The sequence below is a fragment of the Hydrobacter penzbergensis genome, assembly GCF_900106985.1.
GTDB lineage: Bacteria > Bacteroidota > Bacteroidia > Chitinophagales > Chitinophagaceae > Sediminibacterium > Sediminibacterium magnilacihabitans.
Genome location: NZ_FNNO01000010.1, coordinates 115,824 through 127,278 on the forward strand (window position 1 = coordinate 115,824; position 11,455 = coordinate 127,278).

Below are 11,455 nucleotides of genomic sequence, written 5' to 3' on the forward strand. Positions count from 1 at the left end.
AAGACAAATTCATTGTAATGAAAAAGACATTGATCTATATACTGGTATTCGTTGCGATTATTTTAGGTTGCAATAAACTGGATGTTGCTCCAACGAGTTTTATTGCTGCCAACAATTATTATAAAACACTTTCCGATGCCAATGCTGCCGTTACATCGGTATATGCATCCCTCACGTATGATCCATCCGATCAATCGCTGTATGGACGCAACCTGTATTTCCTAACTGATATGGGAACCGATTATGCCGCCGCCGGCGCATCGGCCATCAACCCCAATGTGCGTGCCATCAGTGCTTTGTCGTACGACGCTAGCAATGACCGCATTGCATTGGCATGGGCACAACTGTACAGGGGTATCGACAGGGCCAATATTGCCATTGACAAGATTCCCCAAATTGCTACCAGTGATACAGCTACCCTGACCCGTTTGGTTAATGAAGCAAAATTCATAAGAGGCCTGCTTTACTTCGATGTGGTACAACTATGGGGCCCGGCGCCACTGGTATTACACGAGGCCGAATCATTAGATTCCAATACGCTGAATGCTACCCGCGCACCCCGCGAAATCATTTACAAACAGATCATCAACGACCTCACCGACGCGCAAAACCTCCCTGTTTCCTATTCGGGATCAAACACCGGCAGGGCTACTTCCGGTGCAGCCAAAAGCTTACTGGCTAAAGTATACCTGGTGAAAAAAGATTGGGCAAATGCCATCAACTATGCACGACAGGTCATCAACGGCAATTATGGCTATGCATTGTTCCCTAATTTTTACGATGCTTTCGATCCGTCGAAAAAGAATGGCATTGAACATATTTTTTCTGCGCAGTTTACAAAAGGGCAGGCGGGCACGGGCGCCAATGCCGGTAATACATTCCCGCCCTGCTCTTTCAATGGATTCGTGCAGACTGAGACAGCCGACATTGTTTCAGACACTACTTTATTCTACCGCGTTTATGCAGAGAATGACCAAAGGAAGGCCGGTACTTTTTCAACACATTATTTGAACCAAAGCACCAATAAAGTATTCTATTATACAGGAAAACCCAGGTTCAGGAAATACGTAGATACCACCCTGTTTGCGTCGAGCCAGTCGTTCGCAGCCGTGAACTTCCCCATTATCCGTTACGCAGATATACTGCTGGTATTGGCAGAAGCCATCAATGAACAAAACGGCGGACCCACTGCCGAAGCGTATGAAGCCATCAATAAAGTAAGAAGAAGGGCTTACAGGTACGATATCAATACGCCCGGCTCTTCTGCCGATCTTGCCGGATTGACGCAGTCTCAGTTCAGGGATACCCTCAGAAAAGAAAGGCTGCTGGAGTTTGTGCAGGAAGGCCAGCGCTGGTTCGATCTGGTTCGCTGGGGAATACTGGTGCAGTCAATACAGAATGTACCCGGCAAAACGGGGGTCAGTGCAAGAGATACACTGTATCCCATACCGCAGTCGCAGGTGAACCTGAACCCCACAGGCCTTTGGCAAAACCCGGGTTATTAATCCAAACCTCCATCTTATGACCATCAACGACATCGTATTATTAGTGAAGAAAATAGCAGTAGGTTTCTTGTTGTTCATCATCCCGCTATCGGTATTTTTTCTTACGCTGTACTTTTTCTCACACTGATTAAAATACAAGTGATATGAAACCCAATAAAGAACTGTCATTGAAAATCCGGAAAGATATGCTGCTCAGTATGCTGATCTACGCAGCTCCGGTGCTTTTCATGTTTGCCTGGCTGAAACTGACGGGACAAAAGCCATGGCTGTCCTATACATTCAGAGCCTTACCCAAACAATCGCCGAATATCATCAGGCAGGTTTTTGAAAACCTGCAAAGCTGGGGATTGCCACTGATCATGCTTTTTGTGGGGATACTTGAATTCGCTTTTGGGTTGTATAAAAAAGCCTGGAACAGGAATGAAATGATCCTCGATATTGTTTGTTTCTCCTTACCCAGGATCATCATAAGGCCAGGTGTGGTGTATTTCACCTTACAATTACTGCCCACACTATTGCCCACGCTTAAGAATACTTTCGGTTGGGTTCCTTTCTGGTGGGGATTCCTGATCATAGCTGTGGCCGATGACCTCACCCAATACTGGTACCACCGGCTGCACCACCAAATACCCTGGCTATGGCGTTTCCACAGAACGCATCATTCTGCCAATTACATGGGCATGGCTATGGCCAGCAGGCAAAATGTGATTTACACGATTTTCTTTTCACAGATTTACCTCACTGCAACGCTGACCTATCTGGGGCTCGGATTACCTGCCCTGTTTGTAGGTGGTATCAAATCTTTGATTACTACTGCAGCGCATTCCAGCATTCCCTGGGACAAGCCTTTTTACCGATACAAATTCCTGCAGCCTGTTGCATGGATAATGGAACGGCTTATATCTACCCCGGCCACACACCACGCCCATCATGCCGATACCACCGACGACGGCATAGGTTATTACAAAGGCAATTTCGGCAACATGTTCTTTCTCTGGGATATCATTTTTGGTACAGGCATTATTACCAGGAAATATCCTTCGGGCTATGGGATCAGACATTACCAGCAGGAAGAATGGTATGCACAGTTTCTCTGGCCGGTGTTCAAATCCCAAAAAAGTGGCAGTGAACTGGCTGCGGATGGTCCGGTTGTAAGTGAAGAAGTTGTGAAATATACTCCCGGATATTCTGCATAACTACGATTTCCCATTAATTAAAACCATACAAATGAAACAAACGAGATCATATATCCAGCGAATGAGCATGATTGGATTAAGCATCCTTTCAACCATGACAGCATTCACTCAGCATACAGCGCAATCTTATAAAGGCACAATAGGTAAAACACTGAACGATTCTAAAGAATGGTGGGTGCGCGTTACCAAAGCACCGCAAGGAGCGCCCAATGTAGTGCTTGTGCTATTGGATGATGTTGGTTTTGGTGCGTCGGAAGCATTTGGCGGCTTGATCCGTACACCCATTACCGACAGCCTGGCCAATAACGGGCTGAAGTATACCAATTTTCATACCTGTGCCATTTGCGCACCCACCAGGGCTGCCCTGTTAACAGGCCGTAACAGCTCTTTTGTGCACGAAGCCGGTTTCTCTCATATAGGATTATCGGCAGGCTACCCTGGCTGGGACGGAAGGATTCCTTCTTCCGCAGGTACCATTGCTGAAATATTGAGAGACAATGGCTACAATACTTTTGCTGTGGGCAAATACGGGTTAACACCCGATGAAGAAGCCACCGATGCCGGTCCGTTCGACCGCTGGCCCAGCGGTAAAGGTTTCGAACACTTTTTTGGTTTCCTTGGCTCAGAAACAGACCAGTACAAGCCCGACCTGGTGGAAGATAATGCACATGTGCAACCCGATGGAAGGCATTTGAACGAACAGATCACCGATAAGGCCATCGCCTATATTGAAAGGCAGCAAAAGAGTGCACCCGGTAAACCGTTCTTCCTGTATTATGCGCCGGGTGCCACACATGCGCCGCACCAGGTAAGCAGGTATTGGAGCGATCAATACAAGGGCAGGTTCAGTGAAGGCTGGGATGTGTACCGGGAAAAAGTATTTGAAAACCAGCAGCGATTGGGTGTAATACCTGCCAATGCCCGATTACCAGAACGGAATCCGCATATACCCGCGTGGAATACGCTCGACGCTGATCATAAAAAATTGTATGAACGATTCTTTGAAGTGTATGCCGGTTATCTCACATACACAGATGCCGAGATTGGAAGACTGGTACACTATTTAAAAGACCGTAACCTGTTGGATAATACCATCGTTTACCTGATCATTGGCGATAACGGGGCTAGTAAAGAAGGTACCCGTGAAGGATCGCTGGAACATACTTTAAGGTATACTGCAAAAACAGAAGAAGAGCAATTCAAAAACAACCTCACACAGATCGACTCTATTGGTACCGCTTCGGTTTTCACCAACTATCCACTTGGCTGGGCACAGGCTGCTAATACTCCTTTCCGGGAATGGAAGCAAGATGCGGATGCTGAAGGCGGCACGCACAACCCCCTTGTTATTTTCTATCCTAAAAAGATCAAGGCAAAAGGCGATATCAGAACCCAATACGGTCATGTAACGGATATCCTGCCTACTACGCTGGAATTAACAGGCATTCAAAAGCCTGATCATATCAAGGGTATCCGGCAAGATAGTATCCAGGGAACTTCCCTGGCTTATTCTATCTATGATAAAGAGGCGGCCTCGCAACATAAAGTACAGTACTATTATATTTTTGGTTCCCGGTCTATTTATGCAGATGGATGGAAAGCAGCGGCAGCACATCGTCCGGGCATTACAGACTTCACGTTCCTAAATGGGAAAAAAATAGAGGACCAAAGTTTCGATGCAGACGAATGGCATTTGTATAATCTGAATGAAGACCCCACGGAGGTGAACGATCTTGCTAAAAAATATCCTGAGAAATTAGCCTCATTGAAGAAACTGTTCGACGAGCAGGCCAAAGCAAATTATTTGTACCCGCTCATTGATTGGTATGACGTCATAAACGGGCGTATTCACCATCCAAACGGAAGCCATTCACCAGGGCCCATTAAATAAATAATATGTTACTTTTACTCATGACAATTGTTCGACTTGCGTTCTTACAAAAACGGAAGCAATGAAAACAGGCATGCTGCTTAGGCGAATATTCACTGGCTGGCTTTGTGCTATTTGCACGAATGTTTTTTCCCAATCGCCCAATATAATATTGATTATTGGGGATGATATCAGCAGGGATGATATTGGCATTTATGGCAGGAACCCGTTCATTCATACACCGAACATTGATGAGATCAATAAGGATGGAGGAGTAAGGTTCGATCATTTCTTTGTCACTTCCAGTTCTTGCAGTCCCAGCCGGTCAAGCCTTATTACAGGCCGTTACCCTCACAACACCGGTGCAGCGGAATTGCATACGCCTTTACCCGCATCGCAGGTTTTCTTCCCGGAGTTGTTGAAAAAGAACGGCTATTTCACTGCTTTATTGGGTAAATGGCACGAGGGCTCCAATACAAGCAGGGCGTATGATACGTTGATCACCGGTGTGGCATTGAATGGAGACGGAGGTGAAGATCAATGGATTCCCATGCTTCAAAACAGGCCCAAAGACAAGCCTTTCTTTTTCTGGCTGGCCAGTTTTGATGCACACCGGCCCTGGGGAGCCGATACGAGCTTCCCTCATGCAGTGGAGAATATACAGGTACCTGCTACCCTGGTAGATAGTATAAGCACACGCAAAGACCTGGCTTCTTATTACAGCGAAATTGAAAGGCTCGATTATTTTGTGGGCAAGCTGGTCAATGAATTAAAGGCGCAGCACATATACGATAACACAGTCATTATTTTTATAGGAGACAACGGGCGGCCCTTTCCCGGAGATAAGACCAGATTATACGACCGGGGAACCAATACTCCTTTTGTAATGCGTGTGCCCTGGATAAAACCGCAAAAGCAAACAATGGATTGCCTCGTAAGCGCCATCGATGTTGCGCCCACCTTGCTGGAACTGGCTCATGTTGAAACAGGAGCCTCTTCAATCCAAGGACACAGTTTGTTGAACCTGCTGCATTCTGGTAAAGACGAGTTCCGGAACTATATTTTCACTGAACACAATTGGCACGACTACCAGGCTTATGAAAGGGCCATCAGAACCAGGGATTACCTGTTCATTCAAAACAAGTTATTCAGGCTTTCTAACCAGGGACCATTGGATGCAGTGACCAGCCCTTCTTTTCGTGATCTGTTGAATGCTAAATCTGGGCAAAAGCTTACAGCATTGCAAGATGATATTTTTATTGCACCACGTTCTTCTGAAGAGTTGTATGATATCAGAAAGGACCCGCTGCAATCCCATAACCTGATCCATGATCTGCATTACAGTAAGATCGCAGTACAGTTAAGGCAGGTCTTGCAACAATGGGAAAAAGAAACGAGTGATGATTTCCCGGCCAACCTTACACCCGATTGGTACCACCGGATCAGTGGCGATAGCTTATCTGCAAAGGGAGTGCGCGGCATCATGCCAGGTTCGCATAGCAATGCCATTCGAAACAATCATAAAGGAGTATTTTAAATGGGGTGAGTATGTTTTACTTTTTGTAGTACCTATGCAAAATCCGATTGCGTTGATCAATTGATTCCGGATTTGATGTAGCCTGGCGTTTGGCGTGCTCTTGTTAAAGATTGTTGAAGCCAGTCCTTTTTTATTGAGTTTATTCTTGTATAGCCATACGAGAATAGTGATATTATTCCTAGACATAAGAGTTGAATTGTACGCTTAAGAGCAGTTGTAATTATGAATATGTGATAACAGAAAAATGGGTACCTAATGAGGTTGAAATGGGTACCGGATTTGAACAAAAAGTGAGGTAAAAAGCGGGTAAATCGGGGCATAAAAAAACCATAAATCATTGATTTACAGCCTTCTCTGCTCCCAAAGCTGGACTTGAACCAGCGACCCTCTGATTAACAGAATAATCTGACAATCAATATTTTAAGAGCTTAATAACTTTATCGGAGCCAAAAATACGGAATTTGGTACCGATTTGGTGACCTGATTTAATTTTGATGGTGTTTTGAATAGGTGAAATCTGATTGTTTATAATCATAGTTCACATAAAAATATGTTCTTTATTTCCTGATTGAAGATAAAATACTGGCTCCCGTTGCCTAAAATCATTTTGCAAATTCTATCATGAGTTTCTTCATCAATTTTGCAAATCTTGTTCAAGGGTACTTTCCTCAATGGGTTTTCTTGCTTATTCGATTTTTTATGAAACCCGAAAAGGCAGTATTCAGGGGAAAGAGGGAGATATATTTCACTTTCTACAGGAATGATATATAGATATTCAGTCGATTCGATATTAGCTGCTTCTTGGGGGTCTATTAATACAGGATTGTCAGTTGTAAACCATCCTCTATCTGGGATTGCTTCCAAAATTGAGAAAGAAAAACATCTTAATACACGAACTAAATAGTTCATGACATTACCAATAACCAAATTTAACCTGTGTTCCGATGGTACAAGAAGGAGCATTCCTTTAAGCTCTTGAAGTGATTCTGGTTCAAACATTGTAATTTCTTCCAGAAAACAGCTTATAGCAATCTCACTATTAAGACGAGATTGAAAGTACGCTCTGTTTAGTTTCGAACGACAAATCAAGTTTGCTGTGTAATGGCAGAGAAGGTCTTGATGCCTGTGTGTTAACTGCTGCTGTTTTTTTATTGCATTCAGTACGATTTTATACTGAGTTTCAATTTTTTGACTTGTATCTTCAAAATGCCTTTTTATTGAAGCTTCATCGAAGGGTAAATCAAATATGTTTGTTTCAGTGGTAAATTCTTCAATCAGAATATTGTCAGTATAATCCTTAGATTTTTCCCAAATAGAAATATACCATTTCCCATCCTTTTGATATCCAAATTCTTTAAGATATACTTTGGAAATTCTATGCTGTTTTTGGTATTTCGGATGACTCATAGTCATGTATAAGGTTCTTCACTTTGCATAAATGCCAGCGGCGAATCAATATTCAGACAAGTGTTCAAGCGAGGTGTTTTTCTTTTCTTTTCGCGGCTGCTTTTTTTCTAAGTTCTTTAAGCTTGCGCTTTTCTTTGTCTTTACGGATAAACTCACTAATGGCAAGTTCATCCTCTTTGGTTAAAGAATAACCTTGTCCTCCAATAAAATCGACATCGAGTTCAATGTTTTTCTTTTTCATCGCGGAAAATATTTATTAATAAGTTTAAGTGCTGCAGTTGTATCAATAATCATAATTCGTCCACCAACATGCATTGCGTCTAAGCTGGCAATATAATGCTGAATAAGTTGCGTTTTTGAATAAAAAGACACATTACCTTCGTGTCCTCGTTGAAAGGAAAGTTTACAAGCAAACGCAACTAAATTTCCAGGTACACCTGCATAAACTTTTGCTTTCCCTTTATTGAAAGGGGCACTTTCAATAAGATGCATATAAACATGGTCAGCTTTTACTTCTAAACTTATCAGGCCTTGAATAACGGTTTGGTTATTTACGATTGTCAATTTATAAACGTCCCGTTCAGGTTGCTTAAATTCAAACTTCCAATCAAATAGCCATCCATTTTTCTTTGTTAAGTTTTTTAGTTCAACCTTGGTTAACAACGAAATTTCAGTCGGAAAACTATCTCCCGATTTTATGTTTTCGATTGAATTAGTGAGTTTATCTACCTCAAAATCAAGCCCTGTTTCTTTTCGTTTTTTCACTTTACGAATTTACGATTTTTTATAATGAAAAGCAATGATTTTGATCCTTTATGAGAAGCTAGGAAGCTGATAGATGCGGCTCATGTTGCTTATACAGACAAGGAATGAGCTAATTATAAAACGCCTTCTTCTTTGAAGCTAAAATACTCTCCTTTGATCGGAGATAATATTAAGTGGTCAAGCACTTGTATGTTTAATAAGTTCCCTGCTTCCTTAATTCGTTCTGTCATGGAAGTATCCTGTGATGAAGTAAACTCGAAGTAAACCATATTAATGGTAACAAGCAGGATAATGCCATTACAAACCTTGAATGGGTTACCCATGCCGAGAATATGCAACATGCTTTTGATAAACAGTTATGGAAGGTGCCAGATACTACAAAACGAAGGCTAGTCGATGAATGTAATGGCCAAGTATTTAATTCCATCAAAGAAGCTGCTGTTTTTTATGGAGTGAATCATAGCACTCTAAGGAACAGACTGCGAACCCGAAGTAAGCGGTCAGAATGCTTGAAATACCTTTGATTTATAGGCTTAAGTTAGTGACTATTGTGCTTCAATAAATGCTCACAATATTAAAATTTCCATTCTCATCGGGAAATACATCCTCACTTGCTGGTGCAAAATTCATTGCTTTTGGGTCTGAAGGGTTTCTTATTAAGCACATTAACTTCACATAATCCAATTGTAGGATATTGTCGTCCACTAAGGTTTTATTTAGTGCCACATTTACGCCAGTTGCTTCTGTATTTGCACTCGGGTATAAAAATCCATCAAAATGCACATTGTTCTTCTTTAGCCAATCTCGAATGAAATGGCAGTATGTTGCTGTTATTCTATAATATACCTCTTTATCAGTTCTTTCACAAAAGCAGTCAGATATAAATTCCAATGCCTGTACATGACTATCGGGATTAATTAATCCTTCTTGCTCAAAATGTTGTACAATCAAATTTCGTTGTTCATTTGCCGCTTCCTCCATTTGTGAATTTTTTTGGATAGCTGTTCTTGAAAATGGCAAATTCATTAACGCTAAAGGTTTATTGATCTGCCACCTACAAACAGTAAAATACTCCCGCATTCTGGTTTTATCTTTTGCATATTCGAAACCAACTTCCATTAGGGCAGTTATTGCTGCATGATTCCCATTATCTTCCAAAGGCATTGAGCCATAAAAAACCTGCTCTCCATTAAAGTTTGCTCTTTGCAATTTAATCAGATCAGGAAATGGATTATAAGATACTTGTGATTTCTTGTTAAATAAACCAAACCCATTTTCGTTTATTGAATTGTATCGAGCCCTTATCATAAATGGGTGGTGGGATTCTAACATTGGTACTCCTATATTGCAATAAAACTTGCTAATCGCTTTTTTCAAGGCGAGCATATTCTCCTCTCGCTGGGCTAATAATTTAACCTCCATTTTAAAACTATCAAGATCAATCATGTTCCCTCTTGTTAAATAATTTCATTATTGTGCAGTCTTCCGTGCTTTTAAGACAGGTAAGAATTAGACTCGATCATCAATAAACTTTAATGCCGAACCTCAATAACTTCTTAGGTAAATGGTCATCAAGGTTTGATATGTCTTCGTCAGTAAGTTCGATTAATTTGAAGCCATACTTTTTATAAATCTCTAACTTCTTTTTTTCCTGTTAAGATATTTTGGGTCATTTTCCATTCCCCAATATTCTATATAGACAGTTTCAGTTGGAATAAAAAAGTCTGAATATAAATCTTCTTCGATTGGTAACTTCCTTTCGTAAGCATGAGCCAATTTGTAATCATATAAGGCATTGTCAATAATAACTTCTGCTCTTGAACGGACCATATGTCCATCTTTTGTTCTAAATGTTGCTGGAAATTTTTCTCTGAAATTGCCCGGTTCAGACTTAATCGAAGGTTCGGATGATTGTTGATCGTCCTTTTGAGTATGAATGATTTTTGGTTGCTCCACAATTGATGTACTGTCACTGAATACGCGTATAAGATTTTTGTTTGACAAAATGGATTCTGGCCAAAGTACATAAGTTCCACCAGATGTATCATGTTCGTATTGTCTACCGCCAAGTGATTTGCCGAGCTTGGTTATTTCCCAACCTGCAATATCTTTTTTAATCCAACCAAGTTCAGAAAGGATGAGATTGAGGCGTTGGTTTGAGACATTAAAATGTTTACCTATTGCTGTTGCATTAAGCAATTTGTGATTATCTTTTGGCTGATCGCTATTGTCTAACGAAATATTTTCTGGCCAAACAATATACTCGCCATATTTCAGATTGTTCCGGGTCAGCCCACCCTTTTGTTTGCCAAGGTCTGTCAAAACCCATTTATCATTTTGGCGGTCTATCCAGCCAAATGATTTGAGCTTGCTGAAAAGCTCATTTGGTGGGATATCAAGCTCACTAGCAAGACTTGTTGTAGATAAATATTCCATAGTTCGTGGTAGTTGGCTAATCGTTTGTGATTTTAATTATTTCAACAAAGTTGTCAAGATTGCCAATTTTTACAATATCGCCAACAGTATGTCCAATTAAAGACGTTGCTAAAGGTGATTTGTAATACACTTTCTGAATACCGTTTAAATTGTCGTTTTTATTATTCTCTGTCGGGACAAGTTGAACACTTATGTCTTTGCCATTATTCATGTATTTTACTTGTACTTTACTATTTAACTTGACTTCCTCGGTAAGTATTTTTATTTGAACTGGGGCAAACTTTTCAATTGCCTGAATTGTTTCGTTGTCCTTTTCAGTATCAATAAATGATGTCTGCGAAACATAGTCCTCAATGATTACGATGTCGTCAGTAAATGCAAATGCGGTATCGGAATGCTCTTTATAGTTTGCAATTGTTGTTGATTCAATTTTTTTAATAAAATCAACAACTTTTGTTGTTTCTCTGCTTGAATTACGCCACCAATTAGTACTCCATATTCTGTGAAATACAAAACCGTGATTCTCTAATATTTTTTGTCTATGCCTGTCGTATAAATATGCTTCTTGGCTAGAATGGTACTTAGCTCCATCGCATTCAATAGCTACTTTAGGAACACCTATGATTTTGGGGTCATATACAATATCAGTGTTGTTTCGATGTTGAATAAATAAGTTCTTTGAAATTATTGTCTGTATTGGGTTCTAGCAGATTTTGCAATGGAAACGATTTGAAAATTG

Annotated in this window: 11 protein-coding genes and 1 pseudogene; 5 read left to right on the plus strand and 7 right to left on the minus strand. The window is 40.9% G+C overall.

The window, feature by feature from the left end; all coding sequences use genetic code 11:
- Positions 1-17 precede the first annotated feature (17 nt).
- From BLU98_RS12000 to BLU98_RS12015, 4 genes are all read left to right on the plus strand, one after another.
- Complete coding sequence (locus BLU98_RS12000) at positions 18-1,505, plus strand: RagB/SusD family nutrient uptake outer membrane protein (RefSeq protein WP_092724365.1); 1,488 nt, start codon at positions 18-20, stop codon at positions 1,503-1,505.
- Positions 1,506-1,648: 143 nt separating this feature from the next.
- Positions 1,649-2,701: a sterol desaturase family protein gene (locus tag BLU98_RS12005; RefSeq protein WP_092724367.1), complete on the plus strand. Its 1,053-nt coding sequence runs from the start codon at positions 1,649-1,651 to the stop codon at positions 2,699-2,701.
- 31 nt (positions 2,702-2,732) lie between these two features.
- A complete protein-coding gene (locus BLU98_RS12010) occupies positions 2,733-4,592 on the plus strand; it encodes an arylsulfatase (RefSeq protein ID WP_092724369.1) in 1,860 nt (619 codons plus the stop codon).
- A gap of 61 nt (positions 4,593-4,653) precedes the next feature.
- Positions 4,654-6,108: a sulfatase family protein gene (locus tag BLU98_RS12015; protein ID WP_092724371.1), complete on the plus strand. Its 1,455-nt coding sequence runs from the start codon at positions 4,654-4,656 to the stop codon at positions 6,106-6,108.
- Between the two features lie 531 nt (positions 6,109-6,639).
- On the opposite strand, the gene BLU98_RS12020 is transcribed toward BLU98_RS12015, so the two are convergent.
- The 4 genes from BLU98_RS12020 to BLU98_RS18110 form a co-directional block, all read right to left on the minus strand.
- On the minus strand, positions 6,640-7,515 hold the full coding sequence (locus BLU98_RS12020) for a DUF4238 domain-containing protein (protein WP_257574943.1): 876 nt from the start codon (positions 7,513-7,515) through the stop codon (positions 6,640-6,642).
- A 64-nt stretch (positions 7,516-7,579) separates the two neighbouring features.
- Positions 7,580-7,756, minus strand: coding sequence for a hypothetical protein (locus tag BLU98_RS17865; protein WP_257574944.1), 177 nt, complete (start codon positions 7,754-7,756; stop codon positions 7,580-7,582).
- Positions 7,753-8,280: a hypothetical protein gene (locus BLU98_RS12025; RefSeq protein WP_092724375.1), complete on the minus strand. Its 528-nt coding sequence runs from the start codon at positions 8,278-8,280 to the stop codon at positions 7,753-7,755. Before BLU98_RS12025 ends, BLU98_RS17865 begins: the two co-directional genes overlap by 4 nt.
- Positions 8,281-8,393: 113 nt before the next feature.
- Positions 8,394-8,621: a JAB domain-containing protein gene (locus BLU98_RS18110; protein ID WP_092724377.1), complete on the minus strand. Its 228-nt coding sequence runs from the start codon at positions 8,619-8,621 to the stop codon at positions 8,394-8,396.
- Here BLU98_RS18110 and BLU98_RS18115 point away from each other — a divergent pair.
- Positions 8,544-8,804, plus strand: a pseudogene (locus tag BLU98_RS18115) (HNH endonuclease); the annotation flags it as partial. The gene BLU98_RS18110 and the pseudogene BLU98_RS18115 overlap by 78 nt on opposite strands.
- Before the next feature lie 31 nt (positions 8,805-8,835).
- On the opposite strand, the gene BLU98_RS12040 reads toward BLU98_RS18115, so the two are convergent.
- The 3 genes from BLU98_RS12040 to BLU98_RS17975 all read right to left on the minus strand — a co-directional run bounded on the left by BLU98_RS12040 (position 8,836) and on the right by BLU98_RS17975 (position 11,413).
- Positions 8,836-9,726 carry a hypothetical protein gene (locus tag BLU98_RS12040; RefSeq protein WP_092724382.1) on the minus strand — a complete coding sequence of 297 codons (891 nt, stop codon included), beginning with the start codon at positions 9,724-9,726 and terminating at the stop codon, positions 8,836-8,838.
- Positions 9,727-9,915: 189 nt separating this feature from the next.
- Positions 9,916-10,716, minus strand: coding sequence for a phage antirepressor KilAC domain-containing protein (locus tag BLU98_RS12045; protein ID WP_257574945.1), 801 nt, complete (start codon positions 10,714-10,716; stop codon positions 9,916-9,918).
- A 16-nt stretch (positions 10,717-10,732) separates the two neighbouring features.
- Positions 10,733-11,413 (minus strand): PDDEXK-like endonuclease domain-containing protein, encoded by a 681-nt coding sequence (locus BLU98_RS17975; protein ID WP_307777217.1) that lies wholly within the window; start codon positions 11,411-11,413, stop codon positions 10,733-10,735.
- Positions 11,414-11,455 lie beyond the last annotated feature (42 nt).